Here is a 25986-nt window from a genome sequence, read left to right as displayed (position 1 = left end):
CGTCGTCGTCCGCTTCATCGGGGCTCGGCCGATGCGTCCGGCAGTGGGGCGGCCTCGCGATCGCGGAAGTTCTCGATCAGCGCCAGCAGCAGCCGGTCGCGTTCCTGCGCCAGCTCGGCGCCCGAGCGTCCCTGCCGCGCATCCTGCGCGCCGGCGATCAGCTGGGCGCGGACCTCGGGCGTCAGCACGGGGGCGCCGAGATCGGCCCACCAACCCTCCATCGCCGGGCCGATATGGTCCAGGAAATGCGCCATGCCGCCGGCGCCGCCGGCCAGGTCGAAGATCATGTTCGGCCCGAAGATCGCCCAGCGCAGCCCCGGCCCCTGCGCGATCGCGGTGTCCACGTCGCTGACGCTGGCCAGCCCGCTGGCGACGGCGTGCACCGCCTCGCGCCACAGCGCGGCCTGCAGCCGGTTGGCCAGATGGCCCGGCACCTCGCGGTGCAGCCGGATCGGGCGCTTGCCCAGCGCCGCATAGAACGCCATCAGCCGCGCGATCACCGCCTCGTCGGTGGCCTTGCCGCCCACCACCTCGACCAGCGGGATTAGATGCGGCGGGTTGAAGGGGTGGCCGATGGCAAAGCGACCGGGCAGGCGCAACCCCTGCTGCAGGTCGGACATGATCAGCCCCGAGGTGCTGGAGGCGACGATGGTGTCGTCGGCGATCACCTCTTCCAGCGCCGCAAAGATCTCACGCTTGACGTCCGCCCGCTCGGGGCCGTTTTCCTGAACCAGCGCCGCACCGGCCGCGGCTTCGCGCGGGTCGGCGTGAAAGCTCCAGTTGCCGGGGTCGGCGGCGGGGGACAGGCCCAGCCGGTCCAGCGCGGGCCAGGCGCCCTCGATATAGGCGCGGACCTGCGCCTGCGCGGCGGGGTCGGGGTCGCTGACCGCGACCTGCATCCCGCGCGACAGGAACAGCGCCGCCCAGCTGGCCCCGATCGTCCCGGCGCCGATCACCGCCACCCGCATTCCCGCCAGCGGCATCGGTTCAGTATCCACGGTCATGCTGATCGCCTCTCCCCACCCGCAGCCTGTTTGCGGAACTTGTCGCCGTTCGACCGCGGCTTGGCAACCATGCCGCCGCCGGAGGCTGCGGACAATCGCCACCGGCCGGAAATGCACAGGCCGGCCACGCGAAACGCCCGGCCGGCCTGCCTGTCATCCGAAGGGGCGAGCTCGCCCCGGCGGCTTAGCCGTTGACCAGATAGCAGGTCGACTGCTCCAGCGGGGTCGCGGTCTCTTCCGCGGGGATGGTGGCCAGGATCTTGAAGTAATCCCACTCGCCCGAGGATTCCGCCGGGGTCTTGACCTGGAACAGATACATGTCGGTGACCATGCGGCCATCCTCGCGGATGCGGCCGTTCGGCGCGAAGGCGTCGTGGACCGGGGTCTCGCGCATCTTGGCGGCGACATCGGTGCCCACGTCGCTGTTCAGCGCATCCACCGCCCGCAGGTAGTGCAGCACTGAGGAATAGGTCCCCGCCTGGATCATCCCCGGCATCCGGCCGGTCCGCTCCATGAAGCGCTGCGCGAATTCGCGGCTGGCGTCGTCGCGGTCATGATAGAACGAGGTGGTGCCGGTCAGCCCCTGCGCGGTTTCCAGCCCCATGGCGTGCACGTCGCTGATCACGATGTTCAGCGCGGCGATGGTCTGGCCTGCCTGGGCGATGCCGAACTCGGCCGCGCCCTTGACCGCGTTCACCGTGTCGGTGCCGCCGTTCGCCAGCCCCACCACCTGCGCGCCCGAGGCCTGCGCCTGCAGCAGGAAGGACGAGAAATCCATGGTGTTCAGCGGGTGGCGCACATCGCCGATGATGTTGCCGCCGTTGGCCTTGACGGTATCGGACAGGCTGGCCGCCATCTGGTGCCCAAAGGCATAGTCGGCGGTGATCAGGAACCAGTCCTTCAGCCCCTGCCCGACCAGCGCCGAGGCGGTGCCCACGGACTGCGAATAGGTGTCCCAGCCCCAGTGGAAGCCGGTGGGGGAACAGGCGGCGTTGGTCAGCTCGGTAGTCGCCGGGCCGGTCATCAGCGTGACCTTGCCCAGGTCCTTGGCCATGGTGGTCACCGCGATGGCGGCGGCCGAGTTGGTCATGTCGGCGATCGCGTCGACGCCCTGGGTGTCGAACCACTGCCGCGCGGTCGAGGCCGCGATGTCGGCCTTGTTCTGGTGGTCGGTGGCGATGATCTCGACCTTGAGGCCGTTGGTGCCGCCGTTGAACTCCTCGACCGCCAGCCGCGCCGCCTCGACCGAGGTGGGGCCGCTGAAGTCGGAATAGGGGCCGGACATGTCGGTCAGCACCCCGATGCGCACGACGCCATCCGAAATCTCGGCCTGGGCCAGGGCAGTCGTCGCCAGCAGCACCGCTGCGAAACTCACCGTCGTCTTCATTTACAAATACCTCCCGTTGGTGGCCGGAAAAACCCCTGCCCCGGCTTGGGGCGGAACTGCCGGCGCCGCATCGGCCGTAACGGCGGCGCCGGCAATATCGGATCAGCTGTTGCTGGGGAAGGACATCGACAGACCTTCGTCCACCGATTCCGGTTCCGGCCAGCGATGCGAGACCGTCTTCATCTTGGTATAGAACCGCGCCGCATCGGGACCGAACATATGTGCCTCGCCGAACTTCGAGCGGCGCAGGCCGCCGAAGTTGTGATAGCCGACCGGGATCGGGATCGGAACGTTGACCCCCAGCATCCCTGCCTCGACTTCGTTGGCAAAGCGCTGCGACGCGTAGCCGCTGCGGGTGAAGATCGCGGCGCCGTTGCCGTATTCATGGGCGTTGACGATGGCGATCGCCTCGTCCAGGTCCTGCGCGCGCATGATGGCGCGGACCGGGCCGAAGATCTCTTCCTGCCACAGCTGCATGTCCATGGTCACGCGGTCGACCAGCGACGGGCCGCAGAAGAACCCGGCCTCGTGGCCTTCGACCTGCAGGTCGCGGCCGTCGACGACCAGCTCGCCGCCCTCGGTCACGGCGCGCTCGATCGCGTCGTTGACGGTCTTCTGCGCGGCGGCGGTGACCACCGGGCCGTAATCCGCGCCCTTCATGTCATAGGGGCCGACCCGCAGCTTGGCGGTCTGGGCGACGATGCGCTCGCGCAGCTTGTCGGCGGTTTCCTCGCCCACCACCACGCAGACCGAAATCGCCATGCAGCGCTGCCCGGCCGCGCCAAAACCGGCGCTGACAAAGGCCGAGGCCGCCTGGTCTAGATCGGCGTCCGGCAGCACGATCATGTGGTTCTTGCCGCCGGTGAACGAGGCCACGCGCTTGTTGTGCGAGGTGCCTTTCTGATAGACGTATTCGCCGACCCGGGTCGAGCCGACAAAGCTGATCGCCGCGATCGCCGGGTGTTCCAGGATCGCATCCACGATCTCGGCATCGCCGTTCACCACGTTCCACACGCCGGCGGGCAGGCCGGCCTCGGCCCAGAGCTTGCTCAGATGCGCGGCTGCGCCCGGCACCCGTTCCGAGGGCTTCAGGATCACCGCGTTGCCGGTGGCGACCGCCATCGCGGTCATCGCCAGCGGCACCATCACCGGGAAGTTGAAGGGCGAGATGCAGGCGACGATCCCGACCGGCTGGCGGAACGAGAACATGTCGATGTTGCCGCCGACGTTGCGGGTGAACTCGCCCTTGGTGACATGCGGCTCGGCGGCGGCGAACTCCAGCGCCTCCAGCCCGCGGCCGATCTCGCCCTTGGCGTCGTCCAGGGTCTTGCCGTTCTCGCGGCCGATCAGCTCGGCCAGGATCTCGGTGTCGCGGATCACCAGCTCGCGCATCTTGAAGATGACCTGGATGCGGCGGGCGTGGGACTGGTTGCCCCATTCGCGCCCGGCCGGGCCGGCGATCTCGCACAGGCGGTCCAGCGTGGCGCGGTCGGCGTAATGCAGCTGATAGGCCACGTCGCCGGTGGCGGGGTTGTAGACGGGGCCGGTGCGCTGGCCGAAGCCGGGCTCGAAGGCTCCGCCGATATATTGCATGGCGCTTTCCATGGTGTCTCCTCCGTTGCGGCTCTCAGCAGGGCCGGGTGAAAATCGTCTGGATGCTGGAAAAATCCGCCCGGCCCGCGTCGGGGCTGCGGCGGTTCTGCAGCATGTACAGGCTTTGGGCCAGCGCGCCGAAGGGCACCGAGGCGCCGGCGTCGCGGGCATTGGCGATAGCGAGGTTCAGGTCCTTGAGCATCAGCCCCAGCTGGAAGCCGCCGGTATAGCCGCGGCTTGCCGGGGCCTCGGGCATCACCCCCGGCCAGGGGTTCCAGCGGTCCAGCACGAAGCTGGCGGCCGAGCTGTTGGCCATGATCCCGGACAGTTTCGCCGGGTCGAGCCCCTGCGAGATGCCCAGCGCCAGCGCCTCGGCCGTCGCCGCCATCACCACCGCGGCGGTCATGTTGTTGCACAGCTTGGCCACCTGCCCGGCGCCGCTGTCGCCGGCATGGACGATCATCCGCCCCATCGCCTGCAGGATCGGCTCGGCGCGGGCGAAATCGGCCTCGCTGCCGCCGACCATGAAGGACAGCGTGGCGTCAGTCGCGCCACCGGGGCCGCCCGACACCGGCGCGTCGATCATCGCGAAACCCTTGGCCGCGGCTGCACGGGACAGCGCGCGGCTGGTGTCGGGGCTGATGGTCGAGCAGTCGATCAGCAGCGGCCGCGCCGCCAGCATCTCGATCAGCCCCTCGGGACCCAGATGCACGGCCGAGACGATGGCGTCGTTGGGCAGCATGGTGATGACGAAATCGGCGCCCTCGGCGGCCGCAAGCGCGGTGTCGGCGGCGACCGCCCCGGCCTCGGTCAGCGCCGCGCGGGCCTCGGCGCTGACGTCGAAGACGCGCAGCGCGTGCCCCGCCTTCAGCAGGTTGCGCGCCATCGGCGCCCCCATGGTCCCCAGACCGATAAACCCGACGACGGCCATGCGCTCTCCCTGGCAGGTGATCCGACGGCCGCGGCGCGGATTGCCGGGGGCCCCTCCATCCTTCGGGCCGTCCCGGCCGCGACTCTCGCGGCCTCCTGTGTCGTTTCGCCCAAGTTAACATCCCGCCCGCCCCGTGGTAGACGGGAAACGTGCAGGTAGGCTGTGCGCAAATGCACACGAGGGGGCGCGCGATGGACTGGGACGACCTGCGTTACTTCGTCGAGCTGGTGCGCGCCGGCACCCTCAGCGGCGCCGCCCACCGGCTGGGGGTGACCCACACCACCATCTCGCGCCGGTTGCAGCGGCTGGAACAGCGCATCGGAGAGCCGGTGTTCAGCCGCAGTTCGCAGGGCTATGCGCTGACCGCCCGCGGCCAGACGCTGTGGACCGAGGCGCAGCGGGTCGAGGCGGCGTTCATGCGCATCGGCGAGCAGCTGCCCGAAAGCCCCGCCACCCTGTCGGGCACGGTCCGCATCGGCTGCACCGAGGCGTTCGGGTCCAGGGTGATCGCGCCGCTGCTGGCCGCGCTCAGCGACCGCTATCCGGCGCTGCACATCGACCTGATCGTGCAGCCGCGGCCGATCCTGCTGGCCAAGAACGAAGCCGACATCGTGATCACCATCGACCGCCCCGAACGCGGCCCCTACACGATCATGCGGCTGACCGATTATTCGCTGCATTTCTACGCCTCGCCCGGCTACCTGGCCAAGGCGGGGCCGGTCACCCGGCTCGAGGACCTCGAATCGCACCGCATGATCAGCTATGTGGGCGAGCACAGCCCGGCGCGCGACCTGCCGATGGTGCCGCAGTTCGGGGTGCATGGCGCGGTGTCGCTGCGCAGCACCAGCATCGCCGCGCAGGCCGAGATGGTGAAATCCGGCGCCGGCATTGCGGTGCTGCCCGATTTCCTGGTGGGCGAGGACGACAAGCTGGTGCAGGTGCTGCACGAGATCGGGTTCTTCCGCAGCTTCTGGATCATCGTGCCCACGACGCTGCGCAAGCTCAGCCGGATCCGTGCGGTGTCCGAGGCGATCGTGGCCCTGATGCGTGAACAGCGCCCGGTGCTGATCCGCAAATAAGCGCCCGCCGCCGCGTGCGCTCTTTCATCTTGCCCCAAATATTCCGGGCGCGCGTGGGCTGGCCCACGCTGCGGCCGCGCCGAAAGCGAAACCGCCGCGGATTTCCCCGCGGCGGCTGTCGGTCGATGGTGCGGCCGCAGGCTCAGCCCGGCGGGCGCAGCCCCAGCGCGCGGCCAAAGCGGGAATGGGCGAATTCGCCGATCAGGCCGCGGCGGAACAGCATGACGCAGACCATGAACACCAGCCCGGTGATGATGGTGACCGGAAATGCCGAGGTCGCCAGCTGGTTCTGCAGCCCCACCACGATGCCCGCGCCGACCAGTGGCCCGACCATGGTGCCGATGCCGCCGATCAGGGTCATCAGCACCACCTCGCCCGACATCTGCCAGGCCACGTCGGTCAGGGTGGCGAACTGCATGACCAGCGCTTTCAGCCCGCCGGCCAGCCCGGCCAGCGTCGCCGACATCACGAAGGCGCCCAGCTTGTACTGCGCGGTCGCATAGCCCAGCGAGGTCGCCCGCGCCTCGTTTTCCCGGATCGCCTTGAGGATCATTCCGAAGGGCGAGTTCACGAAGCGCCAGATGATCAGCAGCCCGATCACGAACACCGCCAGCACAAAGAAATACATGGTGGTCATGTCGTTGAGATCGAGCACGCCGAACAGCCGCCCGCGCGGCACCGACTGGATGCCGTCCTCGCCATGGGTGAAGGGCATCTGCAGGCAGGCAAAGAAGAACATCTGCGACAGCGCCAGCGTGACCATGGCGAAATAAATGCCCTGGCGGCGGATGGCGATGGCGCCCATCAGCAGCCCCAGCGCCGCGCCGCCGGCCACGCCCACCAGCAGCGCCAGTTCCGGGGACCAGCCCCAGACCTTGGCCGCATGGGCGGTGAAATAGGCCGCGCCCCCGAAGAAGGCGGCATGGCCGAAGGACAGCAGCCCCGTATAGCCCAGCAGCAGGTTGAAGGCCGCGGCGAACAGCGCAAAGCACAGGATCTTCATGATAAAGACCGGGTACATCACGAAGGGCGCCGCGATCAGCAGCACCGCCGCCCCCAGCAGCAGCGCCAGCTGCAGGGTGCGGCTCATCACCGGGGCCGCGCTCGGCGCGGGCTCGGTGGCCGGCGGCAGTTCCGAGGTTCTGGCCATCTCAGCCCTCCTTCCCGAACAGACCTGCGGGGCGCAGGATCAGCACGATCGCCATGATGACGAAGATCACGATGTTGGATGCCTCGGGGTAGAACACCTTGGTCAGCCCCTCGGCGATGCCCAGCAGATAGCCGGTGACGATGGCGCCCATGATCGAGCCCATGCCGCCGACCACGACCACCGCGAACACCACGATGATGATGTTCGAACCCATCAGCGGCGACACCTGGTAGATCGGCGCCGCGAGCACGCCGGCCAGCGCCGCCAGCCCCGCGCCAAGCGCATAGGTCAGCGTCAGCAGCATCGGCACGTTGATGCCGAAGCTCTGCACCAGCGACGGGTTTTCGGTGGCCGCGCGCAGGGTGGCGCCCAGCCGGGTCTTTTCGATCAGCGCCCAGACCGCCAGGCAGACGACCAGCGAAGCCACGATCACCCAGGCCCGATAGATCGGCAGCACCATGAAGCCCAGGTTGAACACCCCGGTCAGCGCCTTGGGCGTCGCATAGGGCTGCCCCGAGGCGCCGAAATACCAGCGGAAGCTGCCCTCGATCGCCAGCGCAAGGCCAAAGGTGAACAGCATCCCGTAGAGATGGTCGAGGTCGTAGAGCCGCGACAGCAGCGTCCGCTCGATCAGCGCACCCACGGCGCCCACAACCAGCGGCGCCACCACCAGCGCCCCCCAATAGGGGACGCCCAGGAATTTCAGCGCCAGGAAGGCGACGAAGGCGCCCAGCATGTACTGCGCCCCGTGGGCGAAGTTGATGACCCGCAGCAGGCCGAAGATCACCGCCAGCCCCAGCGACAGAAGCGCGTAGAACGAGCCGTTGATCAACCCGACCAGCAGCTGGCCCAGGAATGCCTGCAGCGGGATTCCGAAGATCATCGTCATCTCAGACCCCCAAAGTTTCTTGCAGCATGCCCATGCGGGCATCCAGCTCGCCCACCGGGAATTCATGCGTCATCACGCCGTGGTCCATGACGTAGAACCTATCGGCGACCTTGGACGCAAAGCGGAAGTTCTGTTCCACCAGCACCACCGTCATCCCGCGCGACTTGAGCTCGCGCAGCACCGCGCCGATGGCGTCGATGATGACCGGGGCCAGCCCCTCGGTCGGCTCGTCCAGCAGCAGGCAGCGCGCGCCGGTGCGCAGGATGCGCGCCATCGCCAGCATCTGCTGCTCGCCGCCCGACAGCTTGGTGCCCGGGCTGTTGCGCCGTTCCAGCAGGTTGGGGAACAGCTGGAAGATCTCGTCCAGCGTCATGCCGCCCGGCGCCACCACCGGCGGCAGCATCAGGTTCTCGTCCACCGAGAGCGAAGCGAAGATGCCGCGTTCTTCGGGCACGAAGCCCAGCCCCGCCCGCGCGGTGCGGTGCAGGGGCATCGCCATCACATCCTGCCCGGCAAAGGTGATCGCTCCGGTGCGCTTGCGCACCAGCCCCATGATCGAGCGCAGGGTGGTGGTCTTGCCCATGCCGTTGCGGCCCAGGATGCAGACGGTCTCGCCCTCGGTCACATGCATGTTCACGCCGTGCAGGATATGGCTTTCGCCATACCAGGCGTTCAGGTCCGAAACGTTCAGAAGCGCGCTCATGCCTCGCTCCCCATATAGGCCGTCCGCACCCGCGGGTCGGCGGCAACGGTGGCGTAATCGCCCTCGGCCAGGATCTCGCCCCGCTGCAGCACGGTCACGCGGTGGCAGATGTCGGCCACCACCGACAGGTTGTGTTCCACCATTAGCACCGCCCGGTCGCGGGCGACATCGCGGATGATCTCGGCCACGGTGTGCACGTCCTCGTGGCCCATGCCGGCCATCGGCTCGTCCAGCAGCAGCACCTTGGGGTCCAGCGCCAGCGTGGTGGCGATTTCCAGCACCCGCTTGCGGCCATAGCTGAGATCGGCGGCGCGGATGTCGCGCCAGGGCGTCAGCCCCAGCCCCTCGATCAGCTCGTCCGCGCGCCCGTCCAGCCGCCGCAGCGACGACAGCGGCCGCCAGAACTGCGTGGCCAGCCCGGCCGGGCGTTGCAGCGCGACGCGCAGGTTTTCCAGCACCGTCAGATGCGGGAACACCGCCGAGATCTGGAACGAGCGCACCAGCCCCATCCGCGCCACCGCGTCGGGTTTCATCGCGGTGATGTCGGTGCCCAGCAGGGTGATCCGGCCGCGGGTCGGCGGCAGGAACTTGGTCAGCAGGTTGAAGACCGTGGTCTTGCCCGCCCCGTTCGGCCCGATCAGCGCATGGATGCGGGCGTGGTGGATGTCGAGATTCACGTTGTTGACCGCGGTGAAGCCCGAAAAATCCTTGCCGAGGCCGCGGGCGCTCAGCACCACCTGCGGCTCGGGCGCTGTTTCGGCAGCTCTAGTCATCTTTGATCCGCATTCCTACATCCCATTCTGCGATGACGACGCCGGCAGCCGCCCGGGACAAGGGGCGGGCTGTGATCCGCCGGCTTCTGTCCTGTCCTCGATCCACCCGCGTCTCCTCTGTCCTGATGCCGATACCGGGCGCGTGCCAGCCGGCGCGGCCGCGGCTGCCCGGTCCCCCGGGGCCGCCGCAAGGCCATGACCGTCCTGGCAGCCACGGTGATGTCCATCATCCTCCCGCCCCGTGCCGGGGCCGCTTCCTCGGGCACGCGGGAGCGCATCCGCCGACGCGCCGCCCGCCTCCACGCAGCAACGTGACAGGCGCGATACCACACAAGAGCGGCGGGGTGTAGATGCTATGGCGCGCAGGCTTCCTGTGCAAAAATGCGCAAGAGTCGGGGGAAGGGCTCCCCGATGCCCGCGGCCGTTCCCGCCCGCCAGCCCGCGCCACGCTCACCGTAATGGCAGGGCTCCTTTCAAGGTGAAACCACATGATCGGGAAGCTCTGCCACCAGACGCGGGGCCGAAACCAGAAGCGCCATCATGGACCTGATCCGAGGCACCTCGGCAGCGTAGAAGTACCGGCAGGTCCAGCGTTTCTCCTCCGCAAACTCCGGATCGGGGTGTGCATCTGCCGCACGGGCAAGTGCAAGCCATATCCATGCGACAACAAAGTGGCCGACTCCCTCCAGGAATCCAGTGGCATTGGCCAGGGCAAGTCCCTTGGACCCACCCCTCAGCAGAAAGGCCGCAACTTCCTCGAACCAGTCGCAGAGCTCCAATAGTGTCGCGGCCTCACCCTCCATCCCCTGCCCCGTCCGGGTCTCGTGCCGGATCAACTCCAGCAAGGCCGTCAGGCTTTCCCCCTTTTCGGACAGGATTTTCCGGCCCAGCAGATCAATGGCCTGTATGCCGGTCGTGCCCTCGTGGATGGGGTTGAGCCGGCTGTCACGGTAAAGCTGCTCGACGTCGAAATCGCGGGTATAGCCATAACCGCCATGGACCTGGATCGCATGATGCAATGCAACCAGCCCCTGTTCCGAAGGCCAGCTTTTGATGACAGGGGTCAGCAGCGACAGCAGGTCATGCATCCGGCGCCGCTCGGCTTCCTCCGGCGCGTGGCTGACGGCATCCTTGAGAAACGCCCCTTTCAGGCAAAGCGCCAGCGCCCCTTCTGCGATGGCCTTTTGCACCAGCAACATCCGTCGCACGTCCGGGTGGCGAATGATCGGGACCGGCCGTTCCGCTGCCCGGTCCAGCACCGAGCGCCCCTGCACCCGCTCTTGGGCATATTGCCGGGCCAGATCGAAACCGCGATACGCCATGGCCGCGCCGCTAAGCCCCACATTGACGCGAGCTTCATTCATCATGTCGAACATGATGCGCAGCCCGTCCCCTTCAGCCCCAAGTCGCCAGGCGGTTGCCCCGCCATTCTCGCCAAAGTTCAGCAGGCAATTGGGCGTGCCGCGGTAGCCCATCTTGTGGTTCAGCCCGGCCACGAAAAGATCGTTCCGTTCGCCCCCGGGCAGAAGCTTGGGCACGATGAACAGCGTGGTGCCCTTGGCGCCCGGGATCACGCTGCCGTCCGGCTGCACGACCTTGGCAAGGACCAGATGGATTACATTGCCGGTGACATCCTGATCCCCCCCGGAAATCCACATCTTGCGCCCGGACAGCCGGTAGCGTGGGCCCAGCTCGTCATCATCCTCTGGATAGGCGCGGGTGGTCACGTCGCCCAAGGATGACCCGGTATCGGGCTCGGAAAGGCACATGGTTCCCAGTGCATTCCCTTCCAGTTGCGGCCGGGCAAAAGCGGCGATCTGCGCCGGCGTACCGTGATCGGTCAGCAACCTGGTATTCGCGACTGAAAGCATGATGAAGCCCGAACCGGCCACGTTCGCCGCCATCACCTCGGCCGTGGCCGCCGTTGCGATCGTGAAGGGCAGCCCCATTCCACCCACGTCCGGCCGGGCAGTGGCCTGATGCAGCCCCGCGTCAAGATAAACCCGCAGCGCCTGGGCAAGCTGCGGCTGGACCCGGACCTGCCCATCGTCGAGCCATGGCTCTTCGCGGTCGGCGGCCTTGTAGCAGGGCAGCAATTCATTCCAGGCGATCTCTCCGGAGAGATCGAGGAAAGCGTCCCAATCGCTGCGGTCCTGGCCCTCGAAATCCGGCAATTCCGACAGGCGCTCGACACCAAGCCAGTCGTAAAGCATGAAATCGATCTCGCGGCGCAATGCCTTGGTCATCGCCGAAATCTTTCCTTGAAGAATTGCAGGCAGAGCCGCTGCCCCGTGACAGGGCAGCGCCCATTGCGGCTGGCTTAGTCGGTCACCAGAGGACATTGGCTGTCCGCAAGGCTGCGGAATGCCGTGTCACCGGGGATGGTTTCCTCCAGCGTCGCAATGTCCCATGGGCCCTCGGAATCGCCCGGTGCCTTGACGCGCATCAGGTACATGTCATGCACCATCCGCCCGTCCGCGCGCACCTTTCCATTGGGGGCAAAGGCATCATCCACAGGCATCTCGCGCATCGCCGCAAGCACGGGCCCGGCCTCATCCGTGCCCACGGCCTCGACCGCGGCAAGGTAATGCTTCACTGCCGAATAGCTGCCCGCCATGTTCATGTTGGGATTGATGCCAGTGCGTTCCCGGAATGCTTCGGCAAAGGCACGGCTCTTGTCGTTGAGCATCCATGCGAAGGCCGTCGAATAGAGCGTCCCTTGCGCCAGATCGAGCCCAACCGAGTTGATGTCGTTATCCAGCAGCACCATGGCCGCAACCTGCTGGCCAGTCTGTGCCAAGCCGAATTCATTGGCCTGCTTGATGGCATTGACCGTATCGTTCCCGGCATTCGCCAGCGCGACGATATCGGCCCCGGATGCCTGCGCCTGCAGCAGGAACGACGAGAAATCGACCGTGTTCAGCGGCACCCGCGCCGACCCGACAACTTTTCCCCCCGCCGCCTCGATGGCGGCGGTTGCATCCCCCTCAAGCTGGGCACCGAAAGAATAATCCGCCGAGATGAAGAACCAGTTCTTCTTGCCGCTTTCGGCCAAAGCCCGGCCGATCGAATTTGCGATCGCGTAAGTATCGTACGTCCAGTGGATCGAGTTCGAACGGCAATCCTGGTTGGTCAGGTTCGATCCGGCCGGCGACGTCAGCAACGCCACCTTGTCGTGCTGCTGCGCCACGTCACCCGCGGCAAGGGCGATGGCGGTTGAAGGCAGGTCGACAATCACGTCAACGCCATCCCTTTCGATCCATTGGCGCGCAATCGTCGCCGCCACATCAGGCTTGAGCTGGCTGTCGGCCCAGATCACCTCGACGGGACGTCCCGCAACCTCACCCCCCGCCTCTTCGACGGCCATTTTCACGGCCTCGACCAGATTCGGCCCGCTGACATCCGCATAAGCAGAGCTGTGATCGCCCAGCACCCCGATGACGATCTTGTCATCCTGCGCAAATGCCGGAGCCGCGCCCCACGAAGCCAGCGCCGCCATTACCGCCAGCGAGCTGGTCATTTTGTGCTTATTCATGCTTTTCCTCCTCGTTTTCCACTTTGGGCCCGGTCATCCTCCTCCGGTCCCGCGGTCAGCATTTGTCGCAATTCGCCCTTCAGGACCTTGCCGTTGGCATTCCTGGGCAGCGGCGTCGCCAGCAGGGTGAAGCTTTCGGGAACCTTGTAATCGGCAAGTTCCTGGGCGCAGAGCTGCTTCAGAACCCGTTCCGTTACCGTGCTGTCATCCAGCGAAACAAAGGCGTGCACGCGCTCGCCCAGCACTGGGTCCGGGCGGCCGATGACCGCCGCCTCGACCACGTGCTCGTGCATCAGCAGGACATTCTCGACCTCGGCACTGAAGATCTTGTAGCCGCCGCGATTGACGAGATCCTTCTTGCGATCGTGAATGCGCAGATAGCCGTCCGCGGTCATCTCTCCGATGTCGCCGGACCGCCAGAATCCACAAACAAAGTCGAGCGCATTGGCTTCGGGACGGTTCCAGTATCCGGGAATGACCATCGGGCCGCGAATCCACAGCTCGCCATGCGTCCCTGCGGGACACTCGCAGCCGTTTTCATCCATGACAAGAACCTCGGCACAGGCGACGGGCTGGCCGATGGTGTCGAAATGCGCGGGATCCTTGGTGCCAAGCGGGACAAAGCTGGTGGGCGATGTCGTCTCGGTCGCACCATACGCATTGACGAGATTCAGCCCCGGCAAAAGGCAGGAAAGCGCGGCAATGGTTTCCACGGGCATGACAGAGCCGCCGTAGGCACCCACCCGCCAGCGGGACAGGTCATGCTGGGAAAGATCCTCTCGAAGCAGGATCAGATTGTACATGGCCGGCACCATGATGGTGAAGCTCATGCCTTCGGCAGCAGCCGTGCGCACAAAGTCCGAAGTGCTGAACCGCTCCACCATGACCAGCTTTGCCCCGGCACCAAGCGTCGCCATCACCAGCCCGATCAGCCCGGTGATATGAGTGGCCGGCACGACCAGCAGCGAGCTGTCCGAGGGCGAAATGCCCAGATGAAGCTCGTAATGCAGCATGGAATGCAGCACCCCGAGATCGCTGAGCAGCGCCCCCTTGGGTTTGCCGGTGGTGCCCGAGGTATAAAGAATGCAGATTGCCGCATCCTGATCGCGGCAGGCCGGCTGATCAAAGGGGACGTCGGGACCGCCCTGCCACAAGCCGTCAATCGGCAGCGGCCATGCCGCCCCGGCGAGTTCGTGCGCGGCCTGCGCCGCAGTCTCGTATGTCGGATCATAGACCAGGCCGCTTGCGGCGCAGTCGTCCACGATGAAACCGATTTCGGGCGCCGCCTCCCGGATACTCACCGGAACCGGAATTGCCCCAATCCGCTGGGCAGCCAGAAAGGCGATCACGAACTCTGCCCGGTTCGGAACCACGATCACCAGCCGATCGCCAGCCCTCAACCCCTTGGACCATAACAGCCCCGCCGCAGCATGGATGTGGCGGTCAAGCTCGGCATAGGTCAGGCGCCGATAGCCGTCGACGATGGCGCAGGCCTGCGCCCTGGCAACAAAAACCTGCGCCAGCTTATCGGCGACCGATACGGGCCGGTCGGCAAAGCACTTCAGGACGCGATCAGAGAAATGAAGCTCGTGGCATATGACTGCTGGGTCCAGCACGAAGTGACCTCCCCTCCCCGGTGCAAGCGGATGAGTTTTAATATTGCTGTGGCAGCGCGAACTAGCGGCAGCGCGGCTCGGCAAACCTTACAGGCATGTCTCGAACAGCCCCGCCGCACCCATGCCGCCGCCCACGCACATGGTGACAACGACATATTTCACGCCACGCCGGCGCCCCTCGATCAGGGCATGGCCGACCAGCCGGGCACCCGTCATCCCGTAGGGATGGCCGACGGAAATCCCGCCGCCATTCACGTTGTAGCGTTCGGGGTCGATGCCCAGCCGGTCGCGGCAGTAGATCGCCTGACAGGCGAAGGCCTCGTTAAGTTCCCAAAGCCCGATATCATCGACGCCCAGCCCATGTTGCCGCAGCAGCTTGGGGACGGCAAAAACCGGGCCGATGCCCATCTCGTCCGGGTCGCAGCCCGCAACCGCTATGCCGCGATAAAGCCCCAGCGGCGTCAGCCCCCGCAAAGCCGCCTGCCCTGCCTCCATCAGCACCAGGGCCGCAGCCCCGTCCGACAATTGCGAGGCATTCCCCGCCGTGACCGTCCCGCCATCCATGACAGGTTTCAAGGCCGATAGCGTCTCAAGCGTGGTTTCGGGGCGGTTGCCTTCGTCCTGGGTCAGCGTCACCGCTTTTTCCGAACTGGTCCCCGTCGTCCTGTCTGTCACGATCATGGTGGTGGAAAACGGCACGATCTCATCGTCAAACCGCCCTTGCGCCTGTGCCTGGGCAGTGCGCCGTTGCGATTCAAGCGCATACTGGTCTTGCGCCTCACGCGTGATGCCATAGCGTTCGGCGACGATCTCGGCGGTCTTGAGCATCGGCATGTAGGCGGCAGGCACTTTTTCGGTGACTGCGGGGTCGGCTTCGGCCGCAATCCATTCGAAATACCGGCTTTGCACGGCCGAGATGTTTTCCTGGCCTCCGGCTGCAACGATCTGCATCCCGTCGCCGGTGATCTGCTTGGCCGCCGTCGCCACCGCCATCAGACCCGAGGCGCATTGCCGATCCATGGTCATCGCCGAAACTTGGACCGGCAGGCCCGCTGCAAAAACCGCATTGCGGCCCAGATTCATTCCCGCAGTCCCGGCCGCTAGCACCGTTCCCAGAACCACGTCCTCGATTTCGGGCCCCTCCAATCCTGCACGCTGCACGGCATGCGACAGCACATGGCCTGCAAGCCGGGGCGATTTCGTGTTGTTCAGCGCGCCGCGATGGGCTTTTCCGATGCCGGTCCGGGCCACGCTGACAATGACGGCTTCTCTCATTCCCGCTCTCCTTTTCCGGTCCAGCTGCTGATGCGCCCGCCTTGGGCGGCAAGGCTGCGCAGCAGCGGCGACACCTGCCAGTATCCATGAGGATCGCCGTCCCGCGCGGCATAGTGGTCCAGCCGCGCGACGATCTCTGGCAGGCCGATCTCGTCGGCCATGAACAGCGGCCCGCCGCGCCAGCGTGGAAAGCCGTAGCCCGCAGTCCAGACTACGTCGATGTCAGAGCCACGCGCCGCAATCCCTTCTGCAAGGATATGCGCTGCCTCGTTGACCATCGGATAAAGCAGGCGCTCGAAGATTTCCCGCTCGGTCAGGTCGTTCCGGTGGACGACCCCGTGCAATTCGGCCAGCTCTGCCGCAAGCGCCGCATGAGCGGGATTGCTCAGCGCCTTGCGCCCTTCATAGCGATAATAGCCATACCCGGCCTTCTGCCCGTGGCTGCCGGTCTCGAACATCCGCCGGCATAGCGCCCGATAGGCAGGCTCTTGCGGCCCTTCGCCCGAGGCGATCCATTCGATCACCGTCCGCGCGCCCACGTCCACCCCGGCCATGTCCAGCATGCGGCTGGGTCCCATCGCCATTCCCAACCACGCAGGGTCCTCGATCACGCCGTCGATCCGCTCGGGCGAGGCGCCTTCAAGCTGCATCGCCTCGCTTTCGCGCATGTAGACTTCGGCCATGCGGTTGCCGATGAAGCCGTAGCAGACCCCGCTGACGGCCACGGTCTTGCCGATCCGGCGCGCGATCCCAAGGACGGTCGACAGCACATCGGCAGCCGTTTCGCGGCCCCGCACCACCTCGAGCAGGCGCATGACATGCGCGGGTGAAAAGAAATGTGTGCCCACCACATCTTGCGGCCGCCCGGTGGCCGCGGCGATCACATCCACGTCCAGCGTCGAAGTATTGGTGGCGATGATCGCCCCCGGCTTGCAGGTCCGGCCCAGCTCTCGCGCCACATCGAGCTTGATCGCCATATCCTCGAAGACCGCCTCGATCACCAGGTCGGCCTGCGAAAGAGCCTTGATCCCCACGGCCCCGGAAATGCGGTTGCGGCAGGCTTGTGCAGCATGCTCGCTCAGGCGCCCCCGCCGCACCATTCCCGCCAGGGTCCCCTCGATCCGCTCAAGCGCAGCGTCGATCCGCGACTGCTCGACCTCGCTCAGCGTAACGGGAAGCCCGGCAAGCGCAAAGCTGAGGGCGATGCCCACGCCCATCATTCCCGCCCCAAGAACACCGACCCGCTCGACCGCACGTGTCGCCGCTCCGCGCGACAGACCCGGAACCTCGGCGGACCGCCGCTCTGCAAAGAAAAGATATCGCTGCGCGCGGGCCGGAGCCGATGGAAGCAGGCGGCGGAACCAGTCAGCCTCGACTTCCGCGGCTTTCTCGAAAGGCAGCTGGGCCGCGGCAGCAAGCGTTTCCGCAATTGCCTGATAGGCCGGCTCATGTATGCGCAGCTGTGCCGCATCGGCCAGGTTTCGCAAGACTTCGGGGGCACCCTCTGCCTGGGCCGCAACTGGCCGGGGGGAAAGCGTGGCGATCGCCACCGCGTCCGCGCTATCAGCAATCAGGTCGATCAACCCGATTTCCAGTGCTCTCCCGGTGTCGATCATCTCGCCGGTCGAGATCATTCTTCCCGCCTCTGCAAGCCCCACCAGTCGGGGCAACCGCTGCGTACCGTGCGAGCCGGGAATGAGTCCCAGCCTGATCTCGGGCAGGGCAAAGCGGGTGTTCTCGCAGGCAATCCGAAAGTGACAGGCAAGCGCGAGTTCCAACCCGCCGCCAAGCACAGTCCCGAACAATTCCGCCACCACGCGTCGCGGACTTGCCGAGATACGGTTCAGCAGATCGTTGAAAGGGGCAGGCGAGAACGCGGGATCATCGAACATCGCGATGTCACCCCCCGCAACGAATGTACGGCCGCGGCACCGCAGCACCAGCGCGGCTGCATCTTCATCTCTCTCGAACTTGTCGAACCCTTCGATCAGGCCTGAAATTACCAGGCCAGACAGGGCGTTGACCGGGGGATTGTCGATTTCCAGCACGGCCAGCGTGCCTTCGCGGACGTATCGTGTCGCAGTCATGAGTGCTCCTCTCGCTTGGCACTCTATGCAGGCAGCAAGGGCGGAAACTTGCGTCGAGAGGCCACGTTCGTCAATTTTTCGGCCCTCTTGACTTTCCGAAAGCCGGCCGACGACCATGCCTCGCAGCTTCTGTGGGAGGGAGGGGAAAGCATGTCGGTCAAGCCGCTGATCGTGCTCGGAAAGGATCGGGTCTGCCACGTCTGCCAGCTCGGTTCGCGGCTTGATGAGCGGGTGATCGGTGCCCTGGTGATCTATCTGGGATTGGAGCACGACGTCACCGTGCACCGTGATGCAGGCACGCAGACCGGCAGGATCGTCGCGGTAGAGCCATATGCCCGGCATCGCATCGTTTCCGGCCGCCAGCATGTCTGCACCATCCTGGTCGAACCGGAGAGCGTCACCGACACCAGCCTGAATGCGCTGCGGTCAGAGTTGAATCACCCGGCCACGGGGACCGAGGTCTTCGGGAACCTTCTCGACTTCATCCACGATGCCGGACGCAACCCCGCGACCATGGAGAAGACCCTGCGGGGACTGTCCTTCGACCGGCTGATCTTTGAGGGAGAGCTTGAAAAGCGCCCTCTGGATCAGAGAATCAGCCAGATCACCGAACTTCTGGACCGCGAGACGGACGGGCTTATCGGCGCAGATTATTGCGGCCGCCAGATTTCGCTGACCGCTTCGCGCTTTCGCCGGCTGTTCCGCGAAACGACTGGCGTCCAGTTTCGCAACTATCGCATGTGGCGCCGGGCACGGTCCTATCTGCGCCTGGTAAAGGAACGGATCTCATTGACCCAGACCGCACTCGAGCTGGGCTACCCGGATTCCACACATTTCAGCCATTCGATCCGCCACACCTACGGTCTGCCGCCGCGCCAGATGAAAACCCACATGGAGCCTTCGATCTTCTTCCTGATGGATGCAGTCTGATCGGAACCCGCGAACGGGGCTCGGTCGAGTTATTGCCGCGTCTTTCGGAAGTTTGCAGGCTGAATATGCCCGCCTTGCCGCGTCCCCCCTACCCCGCCGCGCCCGCGCGGGGTTGCCGGGGGGCGGGTTGCCGGGCGGGCAGCATGACGGCGGCGGCGGCGGTGGTCATCAGGACCAGGCCCAGCATGTCGGCCAGGGTCGGGCGCTCGGCCAGCAGCAGCACCGACGAGACTACCCCGATCGCCGGGACCAGCAGCAGCGCCAGGGCGACGGTGCCGGCGGGCATCCGGGCCAGCAGCCAGTACCACAGCAGGAAAGCTAGCGCCTGCGAGAACACGATGTGATAGCCCAGCCCCACCCAGGTGCTGGCGTGCCAGCCGGCGGGGTCCAGCCCCGCGCGCAGCAGCTGCGGCTCGAACAGCGCGGCGCCGGCGGCGGCGACCAGCGCGCCGGCGACCAGCTGCCACAGGGTCATGGTGATCGGCGGCGCGGCGACCGGGAAGCGCTTGATAACCACGGTGCCCAGGGCCCAGCTCATCCCCGCCAGCAGCGCCAGCACCAGCCCGTAGCCAAAGCTGCCGCTCTGCACCAGCGGCCAGCCTAGGCAGGTCAGCCCCAGGCTGCCCGCAGCCAGCCCGGTCCAGCGGCGGCGGTCCAGCCGCTCACCCAGCACCGGCCGGGCAAAGATGATCGTCCAGATCGGCATGGTGAAGGTGACGATCACCGCACGCGAGGTGGGCGCGGCCAGTTGCGCAAAGGACAGCAGCAGGTTGAAGGCGGTGATCGACAGGAACCCCGAGCCCAGCACCGGCAGCCACTCGCCGCGCGCCAGCCGGCAGCGCTTGCCGGTCAGCCGGGCCAGCGCGAACAGGAACAGCGCACCCGAGCCCATCCCGATCGCGCGCAGCGTCCAGGGCGGGATCTCGTTCAGCGCCGTGCGCACCGCGGGCCAGTTCAGCCCCCAGCACAATGCGACCAGCAGGATCGCCAGCGGCTCGAGCCCGCGCCTCGGCATGTCCCCCGCGCCCTCCCCCGTCAGCCGGCCAGCGTCAGCACGCTGTCGAGCAGCACCTGCGCCCCGGCGGCGCAGTCCTCGGGGCTGGTATATTCGGCCTCGTTGTGGCTGATGCCGTTGGCCGAGGGCACGAAGATCATCCCCGCCGGCAGCACCCGGGCCATGTTGCAGGTGTCATGCCCGGCCCCCGACACCATCCGCCGGCCGGGATAGCCGTTCCTGATACGCGCCGCCTCGATCGCCGCGATGACTGCGGGGTCAAAGGGCACCGGCGGGGAATCGGCGGTGTTTTCGCTGGCAAACCCGACGCCCAGCGCGCGGCACTGCGCCTCGATTTCCCCCAGCACCCGCGCTGAAAGCGCGTCGAGCTGCGCCAGATCCTCGTGGCGTAGGTCCAGCGTCAGCTCGACCTGCGAGGCCACCGTCACCTGCGAGCCGTTGGGGCTGGCGATGCGCCCGCAGGTGCCGCGGCCGCCGGGCAGCGCGCGGGCGGCGCGGTCGGCGATCAGCACCGCATGGGCGGCGGCGACCATGGCGTCCTTGCGCGCCTCCATCGGGGTCGGGCCGGCATGGGCGTCCTGCCCGGAAAACCGCAACAGCCAGCGGCGAAAGCCGATGCCGGCAGTGACCACGCCGATCACCTCGCCCGCCTGTTCCAGGATCGGGCCCTGCTCGATATGCAGCTCGAGATAGGCGTGGACGGGGAAGCCCGGGCCGCCGGGGCCGGCGCCGTTTTCCAGCGCGTCCAGCATGTCGCCCAGCCGGCGGCCGCGGTGATCGACCATCGCCCGCGCCTGATCCAGCGGCAGCGCGCCGGTGAACACCTCGGATCCCATCATCGGGCGGATGATCGCGCCTTCCTCGTTGGTCCAGTTGACCAGCGTCACCGGACGGCTTGTGCGGACCCCGCCCGCGTTCAGGCAGCGCATCACCTCGAGCCCGGCCAGAACCCCCAGCACCCCGTCGAAGCGCCCGCCGGTCGGCTGGGTGTCCAGATGGCTGCCGATCAGCAGCGGCGGCAGCTCCTCGGTCCCTGCGCGGGTGGCGAACTGGTTGCCGAAGCGGTCGGCGGACAGCGCCAGCCCCTCGGCCTCGCACCAGCGGCGGAACAGGCCGCGCGCGGCGTCATCCTCGGGCGAAAAGGCCAGACGGTTGTTGCCGCCCGCCACGCCGGGGCCGATCTCGGCCATCTGCATCAGGCTTTGCCACAGCCGCCCGCCGTCGATTCTGAGCACGCCCATCACAGCGGCTCGAGCCCGCACCAGTCGGCGATGAACAGCGCATAGGCGCGGGTCGCCTGTTTCAGGCTGTCCAGCTCGACATATTCGTCGATGCCGTGCGGCTGGCCGCAGACCGCGCCGTAGACGATCGAGGGCGTGTCCTGATACAGCCCGAAATACCGCGCATCCGTCACGGCCGAGCTGATGGTGCTGGTGACCGGGCTGCCGAACACCGCCTCGTGCGCGCGGCCCATCGCGGCCTCGATCTCGCTGCCGGGCTCCAGCACATAGCCGTCGGCCATGAAACCGTGGAAGGTCGCCTTGGGCGGGTGGTCGCGCAGATAGGGGTCGGCGGCGCAGGCCTCGGCCACGCGGTCCAGGATTTCCTGCCGGATCTGCGCCAGATCCTCGCCCTCGAGCACGCCCAGCCGCACCTCCATCCTTGCCGTGGCCGGGACCGAGGACACCCAGTCGCCGCCCGACAGCTTGCCCAGATTGACCCGGATCGGGTGCGGATGGTCGCGATAGACCGGGTGGTCGGCCTTGCGGGCGTTCCATTCGGTTTCCAGCCGCTTTAGGAACGGCCAGATGTGGATCGCCTTTTCCAGCGCATTGGCGCCGACGTTCTGGAACGCGGCCGAGGCGTGCTGCGGATCGCCCTGGATGTCGAGGCACAGCCACATCAGCCCGACCTCGGCCCGCATGATCGAGGGGCCGAAGGGTTCGGGCACCAGCGCGCCGTCGGCCTTGTAGCCGCGCTGGATACAGGCCAGCGCGCCGTTGCCGGTGCATTCTTCCTCGACCACCGATTGCAGATAGACCGGGGCGGCGGGGCGGAAGCCGGCGGCCTTCAGCGCCTCGATGGCATAGATCCCGGCGGCCAGCCCGGATTTCATGTCGCCGGCGCCGCGCCCGTACATGCGCCCGCCCTCGATGCGGGGCTCGAACGGGGGCGTGGTCCAGCGCGCCGCGTCGCAGGGCGGCACCACGTCGATATGCCCGTTGATGATCAGCGAGCGGCCGCTCGCCTGCCGGGGCGTCAGCGTGCCGACGACGTTATACGCCTGCGCGTAATCGACGAACTCGACCGGGGCGAAACCGCGCATGTCGCGGATGTCGTCGACCTCGATCTTCCAGTGGTCCACGTCATAGCCGCGCTCGCGCAGGGCGGCGGCCATGAACTCCTGCATCGCGGCCTCATTCCCGCGGGTGGAATCGAAGCGGACCATCCCGGCGGTAAAGTCCAGCTGCGCGTCGAACCCCGCATCCACGGCGTCAAGGACGCGCTGGCGGGTGGTTGCGTCAACGGCCATGGTCGGCTTGCTCCTGTTGGCGGAAGGTCAGGCGTTCCCGCAGGGTGACGATACCGCGCGGCAGGAACATCACGATCAGCACGATCAGCAGGCCATAGCCCAGCAGGCGGTAGTTCTCGAGATCGCGCAGCGCCTCGATCAGTACGGTCAGCACCAGCGCCCCGGCCAGCGGCCCCGAGAAGGTGCCAAGCCCCCCCACCAGCACCATGGCGATGATCGAGATCATCAGGTCGACCCCCACCGCCGATTGCGGGGTCAGGATCGACAGGTAATGCGCATAGAACCCCCCGGCGATGCCGACGATGAACGCCGACAGCCCGAACACCATCAACTTGAGCCGGGTCAGGTTCACGCCCAGGCTTTCGGCGGCATCCTCGCCGTCGCGCATGGCCAGCATCGCCAGCCCGGTCTTGGACCGCATCAGCCGCACGATGACGAACAGCGTCAGCACGGTCAGCGCCAGCGCCAGGTAATAGAAGGACACCTTGTCCGCGGGGGTGAAGCTGACCTTGCCGACGATCGGCAGGGTAAAGCCCTGGAACTGCGGGATGCCCCACAGCCCCATCTCGCCCCGGGTCAGGCCGGACAGGTTGGCGATGCAGATGCGCACGATCTCGGCAAAGCCCAGCGTCACGATGGCGACATGCGGCATCGAGCGGATGCGCAGGATCGGGGTGCCGATCAGCAGCCCGGCGGCGCCGGCCAGCAGCCCGCCCAGCCACAGCGTCAGCCAGGGCGACAGCCCCAGGTGGATCGACATCAGCGCCGAGCCATAGGCGCCCAGCCCGAAGAACGCATGGTGCCCGAAGGTCTTGAGCCCCGCAAAGCCGGTGACGAGGTTCCAGGCCGAGGCGAAGATCCCGAAGATCATCACCAGCACCATGACGTGCATCAGATAGGGATCGGTGCTGAGCAGCGGCAGCAGCAGCATCGCGGCCAGCGCGGCGGTCATGCCAAGCAGCGCCTGCGGGGTGAACGGCCTGAACATCAGCGGGCTCCGGCGAAATTGGTTGCGGGGGTGGGGCGGGCGGCGGTCATGCGCATGTCATTTCGTCCCGAACACGCCCCAGGGGCGCCACCAGATCACGGCGATCATCAGCGTGAACGAGATCACGTCGCGCCACTCGGACGAGGTGAGCTGCACGCCCACCGCCTCGACCACGCCAAGGAACAGCCCGCCGATGATGGCGCCGGGGAACGAGCCGAGCCCGCCCAGGATCACCACGACGAAACCCTTCAGCAGGATCGGCATCCCGGCCCAGGGGTTGATGGCGTTGATCGGCGCCAGCATCGCCGCGGCCAGCGCCCCCAGCGCGGCAGCCAGGCCAAAGCAGATCATGTAGACCCGGCGCACCGGGATGCCGACCACCTGGGCCGCATCGCGGTCCTGCGAGGTGGCCCGGATCGACCAGCCCAGCCGGGTGTATTTCAGCAGCCAGGTCATGCCCCCGATGGTGGCCAGCGCCACCAGGAAGATCAGCACCCGCTGCCACGGCAGGCGGATGTCGCCGATCGCCAGCACCCCCGAGACGTAATAGGGCACGGTGTTGAACTGTTCACCGAACATCAGCAGCGCGGCGTTCTGCAGGATGATCGACAGCCCCAGCGTCGCGGCGATGGTGGTAAAGGCCCAGTTCTCGCGCACGATCAGGTATTCGATGGTCAGCTTCTGGATCAGCATCCCCAGGCAGAAGGCGATGGCCACCGCCAGCGGGATCGCCACGATAGGGGCAAGCCCGATCTGCACGATCAGGTAATAGGTGAAATACCCGCCCAGCATGTAGAATTCGCCATGGGCAAGGTTCAGGACCCGCATGGTGCCGTAGACCAGGGCGATGCCCGATCCGATCAGCGCATACATCGAGCCGGAAATCAGCCCGTTGAGGATCTGTTCAAGGAAGATGGCAAGGTTCATGTCGTGCGCTTTCCCTTACTCGCCCAGATAGACACGGCGGATCACGTCCGAGTTCATCATTTCGTCCCCCGTGCCGTTCAGCATCACCCGGCCGCTTTCCAGCAGATAGCCATAGTTCGAGATGCCGAAGGACAGCTTGACGTTCTGTTCGTTGAAGACCACGGCGATGCCCTCGGCATTCACCTTGCGGATGATGTCGGCGATCTGGCCCACGATGCGCGGGGTCAGGCCCAGATAGGGCTCGTCCATCAGCAGCAGCCTGGGGCGCGACATCAGCGCCCGGGCGATGGCGACCATCTGCTGTTCGCCCCCCGACATCTTGCCGGCGATCTGGTCGCGGCGCTCGGCGATGATCGGGAACAGGCTTTCCACCCACTCCAGCCGCTCTTTCGCGTGTTTCTGGACGCTTTTGTGATAGGCGCCCAGCATGACGTTTTCATAGACGGTCATGCCGGTGAACAGGCGGCGGCGTTCCAGCACCATGGACATGCCGCGCTCGATCATCTCGTGCGCGGGGCGGTTGGTGATGTCCTCGCCGTTGAAGATCACCCGGCCGGACCGCACCGGGGTCAGCCCCATGATCGCCTTGAGGATGGTGGACTTGCCCGAGCCGTTCGGCCCCAGCACCGCCACCACCTGCCCGGCATGGGCCTGCATCGAGACGTCCCACAGCACCTGGTAGCTGCCATACACGACGCTGACGTCCTGCACGTCGAGCATGAGCGGATCAGTGGTCATCGGCTTTCGCCTCTCCGAGGTAGAGTTCGACCACCGCCGGGTCGGTCGCCACCTGATAGGGGGTGCCCGACACCATGCGGGCGCCGCGGTTCATGAAAATCGCCTCGTCGGCCAGGTCGTTGATGACCTTCATGTTGTGTTCGATCAGCACGATGGTCAGCCCGCCCTGGCGTAGCGACTTCACCAGCTCGATCAGCCCGGGGATCGACTTCATGTCGACGCCGCCGGTCACCTCATCCATCAGCAGCAGCTTGGGGCGGGTCGCCATGGCGCGGGCCAGCTCCAGCCGCTTGCGCTGGCCGGTGGACAGACCCTTGGCCGGCGTATCCAGCCTGTCGCCCAGCCCCACCTGGTCGGCGAAGGCCTCGGACGCCTTGCGCAGCTCGGCCATCGAGTGGTGGAAGGGCCGCGCCCCCACCATGATGTTTTCGGTCACCGACAGCTGCTCGAACGGCTGGGTGATCTGGAAGGTCCGCGCCACCCCCGCCCGGCAGCGCCCGTCGGGGCGCATGGCGGTGATGTCCTGGCCTTGGAACAGGATCCGCCCCGACGTGGGCTTGTGGACCCCGGCGATGACATGAAACGTGGTCGTCTTGCCCGCGCCGTTCGGCCCCATCAGGGCCAGGATCTGGCCCTGCTTCACGTCAAGGGACAGGTTGTCGATGGCCACGATCCCGCCGAAGCGCATCGTGATCGCGTCCACCTGCAAAAGCGGCGCGCTCGCCACATTCGTCATGTATCCGACTCCGGTTGTCGTTGAGGAGGGGGACCGGCCCGCGCAGCCGCGGCAGAGCCCCCGCCGGGCACGAAAGGCGCCCGGCAGGGATTTCGGT

General features: G+C 66.7%; 22 protein-coding genes. 2 read left to right on the top strand and 20 right to left on the bottom strand.

Features of this window, described 5'->3' with window-relative positions:
- Positions 1 to 14 precede the first annotated feature (14 nt).
- The 4 genes from BUB57_RS14310 to mmsB all read right to left on the bottom strand — a co-directional run bounded on the left by BUB57_RS14310 (position 15) and on the right by mmsB (position 4915).
- Positions 15 to 1004 carry a 3-hydroxyacyl-CoA dehydrogenase NAD-binding domain-containing protein gene (locus BUB57_RS14310; RefSeq protein ID WP_234952096.1) on the bottom strand — a complete coding sequence of 330 codons (990 nt, stop codon included), beginning with the start codon at positions 1002 to 1004 and terminating at the stop codon, positions 15 to 17.
- A gap of 184 nt (positions 1005 to 1188) precedes the next feature.
- Entirely contained in the window at positions 1189 to 2391 is a 1203-nt protein-coding gene (locus BUB57_RS14305; RefSeq protein WP_073068214.1) for an ABC transporter substrate-binding protein, read from the bottom strand.
- Between the two features lie 102 nt (positions 2392 to 2493).
- Complete coding sequence (locus tag BUB57_RS14300; RefSeq protein ID WP_073068212.1) at positions 2494 to 3996, bottom strand: CoA-acylating methylmalonate-semialdehyde dehydrogenase; 1503 nt, start codon at positions 3994 to 3996, stop codon at positions 2494 to 2496.
- A 22-nt stretch (positions 3997 to 4018) separates the two neighbouring features.
- The gene (gene mmsB, locus BUB57_RS14295) at positions 4019 to 4915 is read right to left on the bottom strand and encodes a 3-hydroxyisobutyrate dehydrogenase (protein WP_073068210.1); all 897 of its coding nucleotides are present in this window, start codon (positions 4913 to 4915) and stop codon (positions 4019 to 4021) included.
- 191 nt (positions 4916 to 5106) lie between these two features.
- On the opposite strand from mmsB, the gene BUB57_RS14290 reads away from it, so the two are divergent.
- Positions 5107 to 5994 (top strand): LysR family transcriptional regulator, encoded by an 888-nt coding sequence (locus BUB57_RS14290; protein WP_073068208.1) that lies wholly within the window; start codon positions 5107 to 5109, stop codon positions 5992 to 5994.
- 142 nt (positions 5995 to 6136) lie between these two features.
- On the opposite strand, the gene BUB57_RS14285 is transcribed toward BUB57_RS14290, so the two are convergent.
- The 9 genes from BUB57_RS14285 to BUB57_RS14245 form a co-directional block, all read right to left on the bottom strand.
- Positions 6137 to 7144, bottom strand: a complete 1008-nt coding sequence (locus BUB57_RS14285; protein ID WP_084732174.1) for a branched-chain amino acid ABC transporter permease — start codon at positions 7142 to 7144, stop codon at positions 6137 to 6139.
- A gap of 1 nt (position 7145) precedes the next feature.
- On the bottom strand, positions 7146 to 8033 hold the full coding sequence (locus BUB57_RS14280) for a branched-chain amino acid ABC transporter permease (RefSeq protein WP_073068206.1): 888 nt from the start codon (positions 8031 to 8033) through the stop codon (positions 7146 to 7148).
- Position 8034: 1 nt separating this feature from the next.
- Positions 8035 to 8736: an ABC transporter ATP-binding protein gene (locus tag BUB57_RS14275; protein WP_073068204.1), complete on the bottom strand. Its 702-nt coding sequence runs from the start codon at positions 8734 to 8736 to the stop codon at positions 8035 to 8037.
- Complete coding sequence (locus BUB57_RS14270) at positions 8733 to 9509, bottom strand: ABC transporter ATP-binding protein (protein ID WP_073068202.1); 777 nt, start codon at positions 9507 to 9509, stop codon at positions 8733 to 8735. The genes BUB57_RS14275 and BUB57_RS14270 overlap by 4 nt, the downstream gene beginning before the upstream one ends.
- A gap of 473 nt (positions 9510 to 9982) precedes the next feature.
- The gene (locus tag BUB57_RS14265; RefSeq protein WP_073068200.1) at positions 9983 to 11755 is read right to left on the bottom strand and encodes an acyl-CoA dehydrogenase family protein; all 1773 of its coding nucleotides are present in this window, start codon (positions 11753 to 11755) and stop codon (positions 9983 to 9985) included.
- 74 nt (positions 11756 to 11829) lie between these two features.
- On the bottom strand, positions 11830 to 13044 hold the full coding sequence (locus BUB57_RS14260; RefSeq protein WP_234952095.1) for an ABC transporter substrate-binding protein: 1215 nt from the start codon (positions 13042 to 13044) through the stop codon (positions 11830 to 11832).
- Entirely contained in the window at positions 13041 to 14660 is a 1620-nt protein-coding gene (locus BUB57_RS14255) for a class I adenylate-forming enzyme family protein (protein WP_073068198.1), read from the bottom strand. Before BUB57_RS14255 ends, BUB57_RS14260 begins: the two co-directional genes overlap by 4 nt.
- Positions 14661 to 14747: 87 nt before the next feature.
- Positions 14748 to 15935: an acetyl-CoA C-acyltransferase gene (locus BUB57_RS14250; protein WP_073068196.1), complete on the bottom strand. Its 1188-nt coding sequence runs from the start codon at positions 15933 to 15935 to the stop codon at positions 14748 to 14750.
- Positions 15932 to 18139 carry a 3-hydroxyacyl-CoA dehydrogenase NAD-binding domain-containing protein gene (locus BUB57_RS14245; RefSeq protein ID WP_159435578.1) on the bottom strand — a complete coding sequence of 736 codons (2208 nt, stop codon included), beginning with the start codon at positions 18137 to 18139 and terminating at the stop codon, positions 15932 to 15934. The genes BUB57_RS14250 and BUB57_RS14245 overlap by 4 nt, the downstream gene beginning before the upstream one ends.
- A gap of 33 nt (positions 18140 to 18172) precedes the next feature.
- On the opposite strand from BUB57_RS14245, the gene BUB57_RS14240 reads away from it, so the two are divergent.
- Positions 18173 to 18952: a helix-turn-helix transcriptional regulator gene (locus BUB57_RS14240; RefSeq protein WP_073068192.1), complete on the top strand. Its 780-nt coding sequence runs from the start codon at positions 18173 to 18175 to the stop codon at positions 18950 to 18952.
- An 88-nt stretch (positions 18953 to 19040) separates the two neighbouring features.
- On the opposite strand, the gene BUB57_RS14235 is transcribed toward BUB57_RS14240, so the two are convergent.
- From BUB57_RS14235 to BUB57_RS14205, 7 genes are read right to left on the bottom strand one after another with little or no spacing between them, the layout of a single operon-like run.
- Positions 19041 to 19967 carry a DMT family transporter gene (locus BUB57_RS14235; protein WP_073068191.1) on the bottom strand — a complete coding sequence of 309 codons (927 nt, stop codon included), beginning with the start codon at positions 19965 to 19967 and terminating at the stop codon, positions 19041 to 19043.
- A gap of 20 nt (positions 19968 to 19987) precedes the next feature.
- On the bottom strand, positions 19988 to 21208 hold the full coding sequence (locus tag BUB57_RS14230) for a Zn-dependent hydrolase (RefSeq protein WP_073068189.1): 1221 nt from the start codon (positions 21206 to 21208) through the stop codon (positions 19988 to 19990).
- On the bottom strand, positions 21208 to 22500 hold the full coding sequence (locus BUB57_RS14225) for an ArgE/DapE family deacylase (protein ID WP_073068187.1): 1293 nt from the start codon (positions 22498 to 22500) through the stop codon (positions 21208 to 21210). The genes BUB57_RS14230 and BUB57_RS14225 overlap by 1 nt, the downstream gene beginning before the upstream one ends.
- Positions 22490 to 23488 carry a branched-chain amino acid ABC transporter permease gene (locus BUB57_RS14220; protein ID WP_084732171.1) on the bottom strand — a complete coding sequence of 333 codons (999 nt, stop codon included), beginning with the start codon at positions 23486 to 23488 and terminating at the stop codon, positions 22490 to 22492. Before BUB57_RS14220 ends, BUB57_RS14225 begins: the two co-directional genes overlap by 11 nt.
- Positions 23489 to 23545: 57 nt before the next feature.
- Positions 23546 to 24415, bottom strand: a complete 870-nt coding sequence (locus BUB57_RS14215; RefSeq protein WP_073068185.1) for a branched-chain amino acid ABC transporter permease — start codon at positions 24413 to 24415, stop codon at positions 23546 to 23548.
- Positions 24416 to 24430: 15 nt separating this feature from the next.
- Positions 24431 to 25153, bottom strand: a complete 723-nt coding sequence (locus tag BUB57_RS14210) for an ABC transporter ATP-binding protein (protein ID WP_073068183.1) — start codon at positions 25151 to 25153, stop codon at positions 24431 to 24433.
- The gene (locus BUB57_RS14205) at positions 25143 to 25889 is read right to left on the bottom strand and encodes an ABC transporter ATP-binding protein (protein WP_073068181.1); all 747 of its coding nucleotides are present in this window, start codon (positions 25887 to 25889) and stop codon (positions 25143 to 25145) included. Before BUB57_RS14205 ends, BUB57_RS14210 begins: the two co-directional genes overlap by 11 nt.
- Positions 25890 to 25986 lie beyond the last annotated feature (97 nt).

It is taken from the genome of Paracoccus solventivorans (assembly GCF_900142875.1).
Taxonomy (GTDB): Bacteria; Pseudomonadota; Alphaproteobacteria; order Rhodobacterales; family Rhodobacteraceae; genus Paracoccus; species Paracoccus solventivorans.
Note: the sequence above shows the minus strand (reverse complement) of the source record. Positions and strands in the feature narration are given on the sequence as shown.